General features: G+C 35.1%; 13 protein-coding genes. 1 reads left to right on the forward strand and 12 read right to left on the reverse strand.

Annotated features, from left to right (window positions below):
• Positions 1–1,356: 1,356 nt before the first annotated feature.
• From ACUN8G_RS13500 to ACUN8G_RS13510, 3 genes are read right to left on the reverse strand one after another with little or no spacing between them, the layout of a single operon-like run.
• A complete protein-coding gene (locus ACUN8G_RS13500; protein ID WP_437347353.1) occupies positions 1,357–2,121 on the reverse strand; it encodes an ImmA/IrrE family metallo-endopeptidase in 765 nt (254 codons plus the stop codon).
• 2 nt (positions 2,122–2,123) lie between these two features.
• Entirely contained in the window at positions 2,124–2,498 is a 375-nt protein-coding gene (locus ACUN8G_RS13505; protein ID WP_437347352.1) for a hypothetical protein, read from the reverse strand.
• A gap of 25 nt (positions 2,499–2,523) precedes the next feature.
• Positions 2,524–3,123 carry a sigma-70 RNA polymerase sigma factor region 4 domain-containing protein gene (locus ACUN8G_RS13510; RefSeq protein ID WP_437347351.1) on the reverse strand — a complete coding sequence of 200 codons (600 nt, stop codon included), beginning with the start codon at positions 3,121–3,123 and terminating at the stop codon, positions 2,524–2,526.
• 541 nt (positions 3,124–3,664) lie between these two features.
• Between ACUN8G_RS13510 and ACUN8G_RS13515 the strand changes: the two genes are divergently transcribed.
• A complete protein-coding gene (locus ACUN8G_RS13515; RefSeq protein ID WP_437347350.1) occupies positions 3,665–4,357 on the forward strand; it encodes a hypothetical protein in 693 nt (230 codons plus the stop codon).
• A 670-nt stretch (positions 4,358–5,027) separates the two neighbouring features.
• On the opposite strand, the gene hepT is transcribed toward ACUN8G_RS13515, so the two are convergent.
• From hepT to groES, 9 genes are all read right to left on the reverse strand, one after another.
• Positions 5,028–5,858, reverse strand: coding sequence for a type VII toxin-antitoxin system HepT family RNase toxin (gene hepT / locus ACUN8G_RS13520; RefSeq protein WP_437347349.1), 831 nt, complete (start codon positions 5,856–5,858; stop codon positions 5,028–5,030).
• A 533-nt stretch (positions 5,859–6,391) separates the two neighbouring features.
• Positions 6,392–6,973 (reverse strand): acyltransferase, encoded by a 582-nt coding sequence (locus ACUN8G_RS13525; protein WP_437347348.1) that lies wholly within the window; start codon positions 6,971–6,973, stop codon positions 6,392–6,394.
• 44 nt (positions 6,974–7,017) lie between these two features.
• On the reverse strand, positions 7,018–7,932 hold the full coding sequence (locus ACUN8G_RS13530; RefSeq protein ID WP_437347347.1) for a Gfo/Idh/MocA family oxidoreductase: 915 nt from the start codon (positions 7,930–7,932) through the stop codon (positions 7,018–7,020).
• A 164-nt stretch (positions 7,933–8,096) separates the two neighbouring features.
• Positions 8,097–8,462, reverse strand: a complete 366-nt coding sequence (locus ACUN8G_RS13535) for a four helix bundle protein (RefSeq protein ID WP_437347346.1) — start codon at positions 8,460–8,462, stop codon at positions 8,097–8,099.
• A 41-nt stretch (positions 8,463–8,503) separates the two neighbouring features.
• On the reverse strand, positions 8,504–9,910 hold the full coding sequence (locus ACUN8G_RS13540) for a nucleotide sugar dehydrogenase (RefSeq protein ID WP_437347345.1): 1,407 nt from the start codon (positions 9,908–9,910) through the stop codon (positions 8,504–8,506).
• Between the two features lie 1,089 nt (positions 9,911–10,999).
• The gene (locus ACUN8G_RS13545) at positions 11,000–11,752 is read right to left on the reverse strand and encodes a hypothetical protein (RefSeq protein ID WP_437347344.1); all 753 of its coding nucleotides are present in this window, start codon (positions 11,750–11,752) and stop codon (positions 11,000–11,002) included.
• A 3-nt stretch (positions 11,753–11,755) separates the two neighbouring features.
• Positions 11,756–14,320 (reverse strand): alpha-glucan family phosphorylase, encoded by a 2,565-nt coding sequence (glgP, locus tag ACUN8G_RS13550; RefSeq protein WP_437347343.1) that lies wholly within the window; start codon positions 14,318–14,320, stop codon positions 11,756–11,758.
• Positions 14,321–15,500: 1,180 nt separating this feature from the next.
• Positions 15,501–17,129 carry a chaperonin GroEL gene (gene groL, locus ACUN8G_RS13555; RefSeq protein WP_437347342.1) on the reverse strand — a complete coding sequence of 543 codons (1,629 nt, stop codon included), beginning with the start codon at positions 17,127–17,129 and terminating at the stop codon, positions 15,501–15,503.
• A 25-nt stretch (positions 17,130–17,154) separates the two neighbouring features.
• Positions 17,155–17,454 carry a co-chaperone GroES gene (gene groES / locus ACUN8G_RS13560; protein WP_437347341.1) on the reverse strand — a complete coding sequence of 100 codons (300 nt, stop codon included), beginning with the start codon at positions 17,452–17,454 and terminating at the stop codon, positions 17,155–17,157.
• Positions 17,455–17,521 lie beyond the last annotated feature (67 nt).

Genomic DNA, 17,521 nt, shown 5'->3' on the forward strand with positions numbered 1-17,521 from the left:
TGGGTAAACAAATCGATATTATTAATCTTATTGCTGCGCATCTTTTCCTCTTTTTTGTTTATTCTCTTACAACGCTTTTCATTAAAAAGTTTTTAAATTCTGGATAATTTTTCAGAGGTTTCTTTTAAATAAATTAACGTATTATTCTAATAATAATTCAATCTACGGATTATTCTTCGAATGTAATCTTCAATTTTATAACTGCGCTTGATTGATTTATTCTTTATCCACGAAGTCTGTAAAAGGAAGTAAAAAACCACGATTATCTGAAATAGATTCAATTTTCTGAAAAATAGGTTCTACTATTTCTGAATTAATTTTTTTCATCTTTCATATCCTTTTATAATTATTGTCATATTTACTCTCTATTATTCTACAATGGATTGATATTTATTCACAAATTTTTTTTATGTCATTGAACTTATTAAATACATTAAATTAATATATAAAATACTTATTCTTCTAAGTACGAGGGAATATTAGGAGATAATTATAAACTTTATTTTTTTCATTTTTATGCCTATCTCGCCTTCCCGTTTCCCTTCTTATTTTTTTCCCTATTTATCACATATTCAGCAACTCCACTCAATCGAACTTGAGCTTACCTCACCTTCTAAATCCAGAGAACTAATTAAATGAAATTCTAACCGCTATAACACTCTATCTATTTTCTGCCTCCTATCTAAATCCACACTTCCCCAACCCCTTAACCACAAACTACGAACCTTAAACCACGAACCTTGAACCTTGAACAAAGAACCACGAACTTTGAACCTTGAACAAAGAACCACGAACCAAGAACTTCAAACTACGAACCTTGAACACCCCAACCCCTCTCCCCTAATCCCTAATCCCTAATCCCTAATCCCTAACCCCTAATCCCTAACCCCTAATCCCTAATACCGCGTATAATTACACACTTTGCTATAATAATTACTATATACAATAAAGATTTTCTTACAGAACTCATTTTATATTATTACGGGGGCTATAAATAGCCACAAATAAATCAAAAGGTCGGGAAAAAATTATTGTTAAAATATTACTCCTTCGTAAGGATAAACCCTCTTTTGTATTTAAACTTAAGTTCCAATAAAGTAAGAATTCCGCACTGCTCTTCTACTTTGTTAAGATTATTATTTAATCACTGTTAATCACGACAAAAATCGATTATTTAAAATATGAAATAGGTTAAATAACAGTACTCTTTAATTTTAATAAACGTTCAATTTTTTGCATTCGGTAGGAGTACAATTTTGAATGTATTAAACTATTCGCCACAAAATTCTATTATGCAAAAATTCATAATTAACGAACATATTAGAATTTATAAGTTGCTGACATAAAAGATCTTTACTAATCCTCCCAAAGGATACTAAGTACTGCATTATAATTAGTTAGATAAATATTCTGCTCATAAAGGAAATAATTTCTTCTATAAAATCTGTCCTGTAAAAACCAGGCATCAGCTAAAATTTTATTCACATCTGTATTCATAGTACCATTGTTAAAATAATCGTAGCAATAAGAATACTTATTAATTTGTGTGCCATGTGGTAACCATTTGAAAGTAAAATCTTTATTGATAACACTCCATTTTACTTTTTTATCCTGACTCAAAATTACCGCAGCTGGGTGTCTGCCAATTTCTGCATATCGAATGGCTGCAGAAAGCAGAGAAGTAGAGAAATATTCAGACATATCGATTATTAATTTTGCCCCTGGAATTTTTCCCCTGGTAAAATCCCATACCCATTCATCTTTCATTAATAGTTCTGCCGCAAAAACATTGGCATCTCTTTCCAATTCTTTTTTAGAATTCAGTCCCAACAGATCCTCTATAGAACAGCTGATTATATTTTTATTTCTTTCATTTTCAAAATGTCCAATTTCGTGCGCAATAACAAAATTTTTTTGTTTTTCATCCTTTATAGCAGAACTTATCTTAATTAATCCACAGTTTTCAGATTTATGTATTCTTGCGGCGTGTGATTTTATATCACATTCTTCAATAAAGATATTTTTATAGGCTGCTATTTTTTCCAGATCGATATGCTCCGGTTTTGTTATACTGCATTCGGCAAGTAATTTCCTTGCATTTGCACGAGCTAACTGGCTCATTCTTATTTAGAATCAATTATTTCTTTCAAGAATTTAAGTTTTTTCTCATCTTTAAGGATATCCTGGATATCCTGCTCTGTCAATGATTCTAATTTATTGAATTCAACTTGTAGTTTTTGCTCGATTTCACTATCACTAAGTTCAATATTTAATTTATCTTTAAGAGCAATTATGAGATCTTTATATTTATTTATTTTTTTCTGACTTTCTTGATAAATTAAATTTCTCTTTATATCGTCAATTTTATTTAATACTCTCTGCCTGAATTTTTCATAGTCAATTCCTGCCTCTTTTAGCTCTTTATCGATTTCTTCATCTGTAAGCTGGTCGGTATCGGCAAAAATTTCTGCGAGTATCTCGTACTCCCTTCGATGCATATTAACTCCTCTTTTTTTTCAATATTTAATTAATATCTAATTCTTCTTTGAAGATTTTTTTTAAGTATCTTCTAATACGTTTCTTTACTGCATCGACTTTTTCGGGGGGAATTCCATAGTCGGCTTCCATTTGTTTAGGAGTTCTTCCTTCGAGAATAAGTTCAAAAACAATGCCCATTTCGATATCATCTTTCAGAGCTTCCCTGCATCTTTCTATTAGATCCTTATTATCAAAATCTGATTCTATCTGTTCTTTGGTTCTGTCGTGTGCATTATCAAGTGCATCAGTTGTAATACCCAGTTTTTGATTTATTACTATATCATCTACCTTTTTACTATCCATTCCATTAGCAAGGTGCGAGATAATGCTTTTTATACAAGATTTTACAAATGCTTCTACATCTAATTTTTTAGTATCCCATTTACGTTTACCAATAATGGCGCTATATATTACTTCGTCAACAATATCCTCTGCTGTTTTATAATATTCTCTTTTAAAGATTCTATAGAACATTAATTGCCTCGTACAATAATAGAGCCACCTTTGAGGCGGTCCCCCTTCTTTTCTTAAGATCTCCTCAAATATTTTTAAAGCCTCATTGTTAATGTTCTCTTCTCTACTCAATATACCACCTTAATTTTATTTAACAATATATATACCGCTTAAAAGTCATTTTTCGCCATCTTAATTTTTAAAATTTTAGTCGGCGATTTTCTCACTTCCATCGGTATTTATTGTTAAAAATTCAAGGTACTTAAATGAAAACATTCTCAACGATAAATGATTTAGATATAAATCGTGAAATTGAATATCATTGTCTCGTTACAGAATCGTTACATACTTATATTAAAGTCGATTTAAAGTCGTTTAAAGGTCGTTTTTACTCACCTGTAGCACCGCTCACGGTTTGTTCCGAAATATCAAATAAGATAAAACAGAGAGCACCGCCTACTCATTATATTCGATATTCAATTTTCATTAGTCAATGTTCAATATTCACTTAATAATGAATGATCCGCTATGGCGGTGAAGTGAACAGCAATTTATTTGCCTTGAGAGCACTATTCGATCTATTGCCTCAAGGTACCTAACAGATTTATAAATCACAATGCTCAATTTGTTTAATCAATAAATCAATATTCACATAACTAATTGGAGGAAAATTATGGCACAGTTAGATAAAAGATTTTTCGGTAAACTTAAAGGCTCGCTTGGAGATATTGTATTTCGTTCGCGTAATGAAAAAAATTACATTGCTCACAAACCAGCATCATATACACCACCTGATACTCCAGAGTTCAGAGAACGCATTAGCAAATTCAGGATTGCAGTAAAGCTCGCTTCAGCAATCTATTCATTTCAGTCTCTCAAAAAAATATGGAAATCACTTGTCCCGGCGGGCACTTCACCCTTTTCTCATCTTGTTAAGATCAATTATCCATTTGTACTGGATAATGACATTACCAATATGATTATGATGACACCAAGATCATCTTTTGGTATAAAAGTGCAAAGTCTTAATATCAATAACAATGTTCTGAATATTGAACTGGCTCCTTTAACGAATCTCTCAAATGTTAATCCGGATATTGAAAAGAAAATTCAAATTCTGGCATTGATATTTCTTCAGCTACCTGTTAATTCAACTCTTCCAGCTTATGAATTTCTGCAGATATCCTCGCCTAAAACTTTAATAAATCTAACTGATCCGCTTGTATTCAATATCCCATTACTTACTGCTGATAGTGAATTGTTACCTAACTATACAAATAAAAAAGTGGTTTTTACTGCGATTACATTTGATGAGAATGAAGAAGAAGTCCAGTTTAGTTCAACCATTAATTATACACTTGTTTAATTTAAAGCTCTTTTAACTCTTAACTATACACCTTAACAATCCCTGCCCCAATCTTTATAGTGCGGGGCAGGAAATTTTCAGAAATTTTTTATTTCATGTATGCACGTTGCCAGTATATTACATCTCTCAAAACTTATTTAATGATATCGATTTCGACAGTACTTTATACTTAATTTCCGTGTTAAATATAGGATCATTAGTATTTTTTTCCTTGATCAACCAAACATCTGCATTAATAAATTACTTCAATTTTAGAACACTTAAAGAATCTTCGATTAGTTTATTTGCATTATTTATTTCAAGATCTTTTGTTTTGAGATTTTCGTTAAATTTGATGTCGGGAAGTATCCACGTTGTTTTTAATCAATCTGATTACCCATCAAACACCAACTAAACACTCGCTTAATATCCTCAGGAGAATAATTAGGTATATTTGTCAATGAGAATGTTAACTTAATCTATAATATGAAGTAGAATGGTTCGATAACTTCAGAGCTAAATTTTGTTTTATGCCTTACCTATCCCTCTGGAGAAAATTCATATTCAGAATTGGAAAATATAGATTCTTTACTTTGAATGATTTTGTAATCTCTTAATTGATTTACTGGCAAATGGGTTTAATTGTAAACTTACGATTGAGATATTTTATAATTTTATTGCAACTAATCAGTTATAGATTACAGTAATTTTTAATAATAGATAAAAATCTAGAAAAGTCAGAGAGTCTATTGTTTACTATATCGGTAAGAATGTTTAAGTCTAAGGACATATACTCGTGGCTAAGTCTATTTCTATATCCCGCCATTTTATTAAGTAATATTTTATCATCTTCACTTATAATATTATGATTATAGAGAAGTTCGCTTATATCAGTGTAATAATCCCATTTTTCATTAAAGTCAGCTGAAATAATGTGTGATAGCATGTCAAATAAATTTTGAATCAATAAATATATCCCTCTCTCTAATATCCATAATAAGTCTTTATCTTTTTTTAATTCGTCAACTGTAACATTTCGATGTTTTTTTAAATTCTCAAGATCCTCTATAAACGAAGAAATATGTTTTTCTATAATTTCTAGATCAGGCATTATTAATTTTTCTATTAAATAACGTCTTCTAATATTTCTTAAATTTGCAGCATCAATATAAATTTTACGTATGTAGTTTTCATAATAAATCCGTTTACGCTCACACTTGCTGAAGAGTAAAATTCCTTCATTAATAATTTTTTTTTGAATATAAAGTTCAGCATTATTCATTACAATAAAATCAATATTTTCTCTCACAAGAATATTAAGTTGACTGATCATTTCGCTTTCGTAGCCGTATGGAAACTTCATCAAATCATTTTTATCAAAATTATCAGCAAGATAAACAGCGACATCTACATCATGATAAAATTCTTTGTTAACAAACGAACCAAAAATGTAGGCAAAGATAACTTCCTCTCTTCCCCTTAAAAATTCTGTAACTTTCTTTTGAATTTGCTCTTTTTCCACAGCAATCTACTTGATTACTTTTTGAATATCGATATTATAATTACACTAAATTTTACAATATTTAATAGCCTTTTTCAAGTACTTTTAACAAGACCACCTGGATTATTCATTTAACCAATATTTTAATCTTTGTTTCAGCTTACAATTCTAAATTTTCTTTATTGTTAGCAGGAGTATCAACCAGAATGTCAACTTTTGTTAGTTGAAGTATGCTGGATTAATGTGATTATTTTTTCAATGTTCGTCGTTCAATGTTCAATGTATTTTGTTCTTTGTTCAATGTTCTTTGTTTAATGTTCTTTATCCACACTTCCCCAACCCCTTAACCACAAACCACGAACTTTGAACCAAGAACCAACCACCACGAACCACGAACTACGAACCTCGAACCTTGAACAAAGAACCAAGAACTAAGAACTTTGAACCACGAACTTTGAACCTTGAACTAAGAACTACGAACCAAGAACTTTAAACTACGAACCTTGAACACCCTAACCCCTATCCCCTAATCCCTCCTCCCTAACCCCTCATCCCTACCCCACTTCTTCTACCCTCCCATTTTCCAGCCTGTACTTTTTTCCGCTTTTAGGACATACAGCGAATCCACTTTTATCAAATTTTAGTTTAACTCCCGCTTCAGAAACCCAGCCGACTAACTTTGCTGGATTTCCTACAACCAGTCCATAATCAGGTACATCTTTTGTTACAACTGCGCCTGCACCAACAAATGCATAACGTCCAATTGTTATGCCGCATATTATTGTACAATTTGCACCCAGACTCGCACCTTCTTTAACAAGCGTTTTTATATAATACTCACTTCCTGCCTGAGGATATTTGCTTCGCGGATCCTTTATGTTCGTAAATACCATTGAAGGTCCGCAGAAAACATAATCTTCAAGTGTTACTCCCTCATAAACAGAAACGTTGTTTTGTATTTTTACATAATTACCAATTACTACATTATTCCCAACGTTCACATTTTGACCGAGTACACAATACTTACCAATTCTGGCTCCTGATTGTACATGAGTGAAATGCCAGATTTTTGTTCCCTCTCCAATTTCGACATTCTCGTCAATTACTGCATGTTCGTTGATGTAGTAGTTAGGCATTTGTTCTTTGTTCTTCGTTAAGTTACCTATTGTCAAAAGCTTATTTAAAAATCAATTTCATTTCTAATTCGATATGCAAGTTGAATTGAGGGACGTGCGTCGTTAATGCCATAACCATTTCCACTTATTATCTCTTTATATACTAAAGTATGTAAGTCCGTAAAACCTTCTGTAAATTCGAGTTCCTTTTCGTCAATTTTAATTGAACGGTAAGTTCTTTTTCCGATAGCTTTTATATTTTCTGGTAAGTCTTCGTAATTAATTGAAAGGCGCCATTTTACAAATGCATTTTCCAGTTCAAGTTCACCCTGCATGGAGCGTTTATTATTTTCAATAATTTGTGAATGGACTGGTTGACCAAAAATCCAGATTAACATGTCGAAAAAATGAATTCCAATATTTGTTGCCACTCCACCCGACTTTTCGATGATTCCTTTCCATGAAAAATCGTACCATAAACCTCGTGCAGTTATATAATCGAGACTTATATTGAATTTTTTTGATGGATTGCTTTTAAGTTCGGTGTCGACTTCGCTTTTTAATTTTATAATTGAAGGATGGACTCGCAATTGTAAAACTGTATAAACTTTTTTGCCGGTTTCTTTTTCAATTGTTTCAAGTGCATCAAGGTTCCATGGGTTGAGAACTATAGGTTTTTCACAAATAGCATTTGCACCAATTCTTAGAGCCAGTCTGATATGCGAATCGTGTAAAAAATTTGGCGAACAAATCGATAAATAATGCACGCGCTCTGAATCCGATTTTCTACGTAACAAATCGAGATGTCGTTCGAATCGTTCAAATTCAACAAAGAAACTGACTTCAGGGAAATAACTGTCCAATAGTCCAACTGAATCGTGTGGGTCTAACGCTGCAACAAGATTATTTCCTGTTTCTTTAATTGCCTTCAAATGTCTTGGAGCTATATAGCCCGCCACGCCTGTAATTGCGAAGTTCATGGGGTTATTTGTTCAATGTTCGTGGTTCAATGTTGGTGGTTCAATGTTCTTGGTTCAATGTTCTTGGTTCAATGTTCTTGGTTCAATGTTCAATGTTGGGAGTTCAATGTTCGTCGTTCAATGTTCAATGTTTGTGGTTTGTAGTTAATGGAATTTTAAGATGGTTAGTCAATACTTTTTAGATATTTGATGAAACCACCAAGCAAATTCTTAATCTTTTTAATGCGATTCTGAATCTGAATAAAATCTCCTTCTTCAATATAATTTAGATCTAATGCCAGATATATTAAAGATTCTACTTCTGATGACGACCTGTATGAATACTTAAGAAAATTAATAAATGATTTAGCTGAACCACTATCGAAACCTTCTGCAATATTACTCATTATTGAAATTGACGCTCTTTGTATTTGATCTTTTAATCCAAAGTCTTTACTGAATTTTGTCCCAGATGTTAATTTATAAATTTCGCTAACAAGTAACCTGGCTTCTTTCCAGGAATCAATATCAGTAAAATTATTTATCTTCATATAAACTTCAGCACTTCCGCACCTTGAACAAAATAACAAAATCACGCTTTAAACACATTCCCTTCACTTATACCTTTAGCTTTAAATGCGTTGCGAGTATCGAGAATTAGTCGGGCATGTTTACGTATGAAATCATAGTCATAATCGTCGTGGTCGGTTGCAAGTAAAACAAGGTCGTAAAGTCGTATTACATCTTTTGTTAATTCCACTGAATTCATATCAAAATTATATTTTCGTGTTGGAGGTAGCTTGGGCACATAGGGGTCGTTATAATCAACTTCGGCTCCTCGTTCTCGTAGTAATTCAATTAATTTGAGCGAAGGAGACTCTCTCATATCATCCACATTCTTTTTATATGCAACTCCAAGTATTAAAATCTTACTTCCTTTCATTGCCTTGTGTGCCTGGTTCAATACTTCGATAGCTCTTTCGACCACATAGTAAGGTTGAAATGTGTTTACTTCACCAGCAAGTTCAATAAACTTTGTGTTTACTTCATATTCACGTGCTTTCCAGGTCAGGTAAAACGGGTCAATTGGTATGCAGTGCCCACCAAGTCCTGGTCCCGGATAAAATGCCTGGAACCCGAAAGGCTTTGTTTTGGCTGCTTCAATCACTTCCCATATATCGATATTCATCCTTTCAAATACAACTTTCAATTCATTCACAAGCGCAATGTTAACAGAACGATAGATGTTTTCGAGTAATTTGGCAGCTTCAGCCACACGAGGCGAAGAAACCGGAACGGTAGTTTTTATTATTTTATTATAAAGAGCAACTGCTACTTCAGTACAATTTTCAGTAACCCCACCAATAATCTTAGGAATTGTAGAGGTCGTAAAATCTTTATTTCCGGGGTCCTCTCTTTCAGGACTGAAAGCAAGGAAGAAATCTTTACCTGGGGTGTAGGGATTAGGGATTAGGGATTGGGGATTAGTATTCAGGTATTGGGGATTAGTATTCAGGGATTGAGGATTAGTATTTTGAATTTGTGGTGCAGATTCGAATAATGGTAATAGTACTTCCTCCGTTGTCCCAGGATAAGTAGTACTTTCTAAAGTTATTAATTGACCTTTTTGTAAGTATTTTTGAATAGTAAGTGCTGTATCTTTAACAAATCTCAAGTCTGGTTCACGATGTTCGTCTAATGGAGTAGGAACACATATAATAATTGCATCACATTCTTTGAGTCTTGCAAAATCCGATGTTGCCTGAAATTTCTTTTTCTTTAAAATTTCTTTAATCAATTTTGAATCGATATGTTTAATGTAGCTTTTTCCTTCGTTTAATAAAGGAATTTTTTTCTCGTCAATATCAAAACCGATTACATTAAATCCATTATTAGCAAATGTAATTGTGAGCGGTAAACCGACATATCCCATTCCAATAACGCCCACAATGGCGCTTTTATTTTCGATCTTTTCGAGGAGATTTTTTTTGTAATTCATTTATGTCTCGAGTTAATTGGTTGATTTGTTGTCAGTTGAATAGTTATATGATAAGTTTACATTGCTTTGTTTTTTTATTACACCCAGGTTTATATTAGAGTTTGCTTCGCTCATTTCATTCGCTCGCAAAGACGTTTGTATCATTTGTTGAAAATACTGTCTCTTAATTGTTATGTCAAATCTCCTTACCATAGGCGGGGGACGACGCAATCTCATTTAGCTATAGTAAAGTGTGATTAAACTCACCGTGCGGTTGCTGAGTGCAAAGCAAATCAGAGCAACCGTAATTGTTATCTTCGTAAGTGGTAGTTTTGGGATTTCTTAGAGTTTGCTTCGCTCACTTCGTTCGCTCGCAAAGACAAGCGTGTGTATTGAGTTTGCTTCGCTCACTTCGTTCGCTCGCAAAGACAAGCGTGTGTAGTGAGTTTGCTTCGTTCGTTTCACTCTCTCGCAAAGACGTTTGTTACATTTGTTTGTAAAGACGAGGTTATGTGTTTTAAGTTTGCTTCGCTCACTTCGTTCGCTCGCAAAGACAAGCGTGTGTAGTGAGTTTGCTTCGCTCGTTTCACTCGCTCGCAAAGACGTCTGTATCACTTACTTTCAAAGACTGGTGTTTCAATCACATAAAAACCAAACCTTAAACATTCAACTCATAACCTTGAACGTTGAACATAGAACCATGAACCTTGAACAAAGAACGTTGAACTCCCTAACCCCTATTCCCTAATATCTACAGCTCCGCCACGTGAGTCACATGGCTCATAAATAGACACAGAGTAGAAAATTATGGGCTAATATTAAATCTTTTCTTTGGCTTTTGATAGTACTATAAATTCAATTTGATTGCGTTATATTGAATACGTTGCCCTAACTTACTTGCCCTAAAAAACGTGCACAAATATAGAAGTATTAAAATATCCTCGCAAGTAAAAAGTAATCATTAATTGATTACTTAATAAAAAAATAATAGTCGATAAATTTACTCGGAGCTACATGTCATTAAATTATACTCAAAGCATTACATCGGTCAATATTTTTTTGCTTTTCAAACTATATACAAACAACAGAATAACAATTAATTAAAGAGAGTTACTTATCAATTTTCAAAATAATATTTTCTTTTTTTCTTTTATCGAGGACATCCGATTTATACGTAGATTTGAACAAATCAAAGATATTAATTCCCTCTTTTCTTAACGTAGAATTAATCTTTTGTGATTCTTTATTTGCAACCGATTTTAAATCGATTTTATTCTTATCTACGGAGGGTTTATCTAATGATTGCTGAATTTCATTTTCTTCTTGAAGACTATTTAATTCATTGTCCAACTCGTGCTCTTTCGATTCTTCGTCCTTGAATGAAGGGTCGAGAGCAAAGATTGCGATTGCAAAGATTTTATCGTTTTGATTTTTTGCTTCGGAAGCGCGCATATCGAAGCTATAAATTTCTGTATAGTCATTTACCCTGCCGATATTGCTCAATCCTACCTGCTGGATCTTAAATCTAAATTGACTAAACGGCAAATTAAATTTCAAAAAAGCCAGATCTTTAATTGCATAAATTGGGTCGAAATAGATTAATTCCATTTCATTATCGATTTCGAGGAAGAAACCGTATTTTGTAGAATAAGCGTCGAGATGTGGATCATTAGTCAGTAGCCTGTAGACAATCATATTTTTAGCCACAGGCTCTTTGACTATATTGCAAACTTCCGTATAGCTTATCGGTCGGGGCTGTTTAATATTTTCCTGTTTATAAATGACTCTGAAATTATCTTCAAATCGGTTTTGTGAATAAATCAGAATATCTTTTCTACGGACATCGAGAGTTTCGAGATACATTTCTCAAGCCCATCTAATTAAACCGAGTTCAAACTGGTTAATCAATAAATCGTGTTTCGGGAGAATACGAAGAGTAAATCCGAATTGACCTGTATTCGTGCATTCGATTTCACCTTTATAGGTATATCTACCGTCTTTCGATTTTTTGGGAACGTATTTCATATTGACATTATTTTTCTCTTTGCCGCCGTTATCAATTTTACCGTAATAAATCTGAACGTCGACATCATCCGGCGTTAAATTTCCAAGTTCAACTTCGGCAGTAACGGGGTATTTATTACCTACTTTTAATTCCTTTCCTTTTAATTCTTCAGCAATACTAATAAACTTAACCTTATTCCAGTTATTATAGACGTTTTGTTTCCAGGCAGTGAATTCCTTTGCTTTTTTCCATTTATTACTCATTAACAAAAGACGTTTTTCATACGCTTTGAAATAGAATCGTTCGGCATATTCTCTTACCATTCGATGAGTGTTGAAAAAAGGACCGAGAGTACGCATCGAATTTTTCATCATATTAATCCATCCGCGCGGCAATTTATCTTCGCCCCGATTATAAAAGAGCGGAACAATTTCTTTTTCGATCGCTTCATAAATAAGTCGTGATTCAACCTCGTCCTGATATTCGAGATTTTCATACTCTTCGCCATTGCCAATTTTCCAGCCGACTTCGTGATTGTAAGCTTCGTCCCACCAGCCGTCGAGCACACTCAAATTCAAGCCTCCGTTTGCAATTACTTTCATGCCGGAAGTGCCGCTGGCTTCAAGGGGTCTACGTGGATTATTGAGCCATACATCACAGCCTTCAACCATATAGCGTGCCACGTTCATATCATAATTTTCGATAAATACAATTTTTTTTCGCAATGATGGTTCTTTAGTCATTGCAATTACTTCTTGAATCAACTTTTTCCCTTCTTCATCCTTAGGATGGGCTTTCCCAGCAAAGATTAATTGAACTGGATAGTCGGGATTGCAGAGAATACTTTCGAGACGTTCGATATCCCTGAATATGAGATTTGCCCTTTTGTACGTAGCAAAACGTCGTGCAAATCCGATTGTCAATGCCTGAGCATCCAGAACCTCTTTAGCGGCTTTTATTTCAGAAGCAGATCCACCACGTTGCATAATCTGCTTTTTCAAACGGTTACGTGCAAATGCCACAAGTCGTTCGCGTCTTCTTTCGTGTGTACGCCACAATTCTTCGTCTGGTATTTCATCAATTCTTTTCCAGACTTCTTCGTCTGAAGGGTCGCGATTAAATTTTTCACCTAAGTAACGGAACAATAATTCGTGCATATCATTCGATAAATGCGAATGAATATGAACGCCGTTTGTAATATGTTCAATTGGAATTTCGTCGAATGGAATATCAGGAAATCCACTCTGCCACATTTTTTTAGAAACATGACCGTGCAGTCTACTTACACCGTTAACGAATCCCGCCATATTCATAGCCAGATGCGCCATGTTGAAATTTGCAGGTTCTTTATCTTTTACGATTGTTCCGAGTTTATAGAAAGTCTTATCGTCGATTTGTAGTTCTTCTCTATAATATCTACCAAAATATTTTTCTATTAAATCATTAGGAAAAATATCAATACCTGCAGGCACGGGTGTATGTGTGGTAAATATGTTAGAATGATAATTGATATCTTTAGCCTCGTTAAAGGAGAGTCCATAAATTTTAATTAGTAGGCGTATTCTTTCAAGAGCAAGGAAAGCAGAATGTCCCTCGTTCATATGACAGACAAGAGGACTAATTTTCATTGCATGTAGAGCGCGAATGCCGCCAATACCCAGTACAATTTCCTGCTGAATCCTGGTTTCAATATTGCCCCCGTAGAGAGTGCGTGTAATCTTTCTATCTTCTTCCCGGTTCTCCGGTACATTGGTGTCAAGAAGATAAAGTGGTATTCTACCGATTTCAATTTTCCAGATCTGAAAATATACTTTCCTATCTGGAAAGTCGAGTTCGATTTTTAAAGGTGTATTACCACCATTTTCAGTAACTAAGTTCATCGGTTGGTTATAGAAATCGGTAATTTCGTATCTTTCCTGTTGCCAGCCATCATTGGTTAGATATTGCTGGAAGTAGCCTTCTTTGTAACAGAGTCCTACACCAACAAGTGGAATGCCGAGGTCGCTTGAAGATTTTAAATGGTCGCCCGATAAAACGCCGAGACCACCTGAATAAATTTGTAACGATTCTGTTAAACCATACTCAGCAGAAAAATATGCGATTACGTTTTCATTACCATAATTATAGTTTTTTTGATACCATGTTTTTTCTTCTTTATATACTTTGAGTTGAGTATAAACTCTTTCCATGTGAGCCAAGAAGCTGTCGTCGGCAGCCACATCGTTCAGTCTTTTTTGACTAATTTTTCCCAGCATTAATACGGGATTATGGTAAGTCTCTTCCCACAATTGTGGATCGAGTCTACGTAACAAATCAATTGCGTCGTAATTCCACGTCCAGAAAAGATTGTATACAATTTCTCTGAGTGGTTCGAGATTATCTGGTAAAGAAGGAACTACATTGAATCTGCCGATATAATTAATCATTTATTTTTTCCCTTTATTTTGCTTCTATAAAAAACGGTATTCAATTTAATAAAATTTTTTGTAACAACGATAATTGAAAAAATTGCAATAATATTTTTGCGTGTGTTAGAATTATTTAAGATGATGGATACTTTGAGAACGATTTTGATTTAACTCCGTCTTTGTGAGGGAGCAAATCGTATGTCTTTGCGAGAGAGCGAAGCGAACGAAGCAAACTCAAAAAAACAACCTCGTCTTTGCGAGCAAATAAAATGAGCGAAGCAAACTCAATACACACGCTTGTCTTTGCGAGCGAGTGAAACGAGCGAAGCAAACTCAAAAAAAAACAACCTCGTCTTTGCGAGCAAGTGTAACGAATATCTTTGTGGAAGAACAAAAAGTATGTCTTTGCGAGTGAGCGAAGCGAACGAAGCAAACTCAAAAAAAACACAACCTAGTCTTTGCGAGCGAACGAAGTGAGCGAAGCAAACTCTAAAGAATCCCAAAACTGCCACTTACTAAAATAACAATTACGGTTGCTTCGATTGCTTTGCACTCAGCAACCGTAGTATGAAGTTTATCACACTTTACTAAAGCTACATGAGATTGCTTCGTCAGCCCCGCCTAAGGCGGGGCTGACTCGCAATGACATGTGAAAGGCAGTCTCTGTGAGTGAGTGAAACGAACGTCTTTGCGAGCAAGTGTAACGAATATCTTTGTGGAAGAACAAAAAGTATGTCTTTGCGAGCGAGTGAAACGAGCGAAGCAAACTCAAAAAAAACAACCTCGTCTTTGCGAGGAATGAGCCAAAGGCTAATGATAAAGCAAATTCTGAACATCCCTTTCGTCTTTGCGAGTGAGCGAAGCGAACGAAGCAAACTCAAAAAAACAACCTCGTCTTTGCGAGCGAACGAAGCAAACTCTAAAGAATCCCAAATACTACCACCTACTAAGATAACATTGGCGGTTGCTTCGATTGCTTTGCTCTCAGCAACCGTAGTATGAAGTTTATCACACTTTACAAAGGCTACATGGGATTGCTTCGTCAGCCCCGCCTTAGGCGGGGCTGACTCGCAATGACATGTAAGAGACAGTCTTTGATTCTAACAAACTCCTCTGCTTGCCATAACACATAGTTTGATATATAAAAAAAAGTCCCGCCTGGAAGCGGGACTTTGAATTTTTAGAAGAGTGAAATTTATTAATACATATCACCCATACCATGCGGCATGGCAGGAGTAGCTTTTTCTTCTTCTTTTTTCTCGTAAACAACAGCTTCTGTAGTAATCAACAGAGAAGCTACCGAAGCAGCATTTTCGAGAGCAGTGCGAGTTACTTTTGTAGGATCGATAACGCCGGCTTTCATTAGATTTTCGTATGTTTCAGTCTGAGCGTTGAAACCGTAGTCATCCTTTCCTTCGAGAACTTTATTGAGAACCACTGCGCCTTCTAAACCGGCATTAGCAGCTATTTGTTTGAGAGGTTCTTCGAGAGCTTTTTGTACAATACGAACACCAGTTGTCTGGTCGTCGTTTTCACCTTTAACTTTGTCGAGTGATTTAATTGCACGAACCAGAGCAACGCCACCACCTGGAATAATACCTTCTTCAACTGCAGCTCTTGTAGCATGGAGAGCGTCTTCAACGCGTGCTTTCTTTTCTTTCATTTCAACTTCGGTAGCGGCACCAATTTTCAGAACTGCAACGCCACCTGATAATTTAGCCAGACGTTCCTGCAATTTTTCTCTGTCATAGTCCGAAGTAGTTTTTTCAATCTGAGCTTTAATTTCATTAATTCTCTTCTTAATATCGTCAGGATTACCAGCCCCTTCGACAATTGTTGTGTTATCCTTGTCAACGGTAATTCTTTTAGCTCTTCCAAGATATTCGAGAGTAGCGTTTTCGAGTTTGAATCCTCTTTCTTCGGAAATGACAGTACCATTTGTAAGGATTGCAATATCTTCGAGCATTGCTTTACGTCTGTCGCCAAATCCAGGAGCTTTAACAGCGCAAACCTTGAGGGTACCACGCAATTTATTTACAACAAGTGTTGCAAGAGCTTCGCCTTCGAGGTCTTCGGCAATGATTAAAAGACTTCTACCAGCTTGAGCAATTTTTTCGAGAATTGGCAGAAGGTCTTTCATAGCCGAAATTTTCTTGTCGTGAATCAAAATGTATGCATCTTCAAGAACTGCCTCCATAGTTTCCGAATTTGTTACGAAGTATGGAGAAATATAACCGCGGTCGAATTGCATACCTTCGACAACTTCAAGAGTAGTTTCAGCGGATTTACTTTCTTCGACAGTAATAACGCCGTCTTTGCCAACTTTTTCCATAGCATCTGCAATCAAATCGCCAATGGCCTTATCGTTATTAGCAGAAATTGCGCCGACCTGAGCAATTTCATCGCGACCGCCAACTTCTTTGCTAATCGATTTTAGATATTCGATAACTTTTGCAACAGCAATATCGATACCGCGTTTTAGATCCATTGGATTTGCGCCAGCAGTAACGTTTTTCAAGCCTTCGCGGAAAATAGCCTGAGCCAATACAGTTGCAGTTGTTGTACCGTCGCCGGCAACATCACTCGTTTTCGAAGCAACTTCGCGCACCATCTGAGCGCCCATATTTTCAATCGGATCTTCCAATTCGATTTCTTTGGCTACTGTAACGCCGTCTTTTGTAACAGTTGGAGCGCCGAATTTTTTATCTATAACTACATTGCGTCCTTTTGGACCCAGAGTAACTTTAACCGCATTTGCTAATTTATCAACGCCTACTTTAAGAGCACTTCTTGCATCAGTGCTGAATTCAATTACTTTTGCTGCCATAATAATCCTCCTTTTTTATCAAACTTTATTTTTGAACGATACCGTAAATGTCGCTTTCGCGCATAATCAGATATTCTTCGCCGTCAATTTTAACTTCTGTTCCGGAATATTTTCCGTACAAAACGGAATCTCCGACCTTAACGTGCATATTAATTAATTTTCCGTCTTCTGTAATTCTACCCTCACCGACGGCAACTACTGTGCCTTCGATCGGCTTTTCTTTTGCAGTATCTGGCAAAATAATTCCACCTTTTGTGGTTTCTTCGGCTTCTTTCGGTTTTACAATTACTCTGTCAGCCAAAGGTTTAATCTTGAATTCTGCCATATCTTTACCTCCTTTTAATTTTAAGTTTATTAGCACTCTTTTTTAACGAGTGCTAATATAAATTTAT

The sequence above is a fragment of the Melioribacter sulfuriphilus genome (assembly GCF_052656625.1).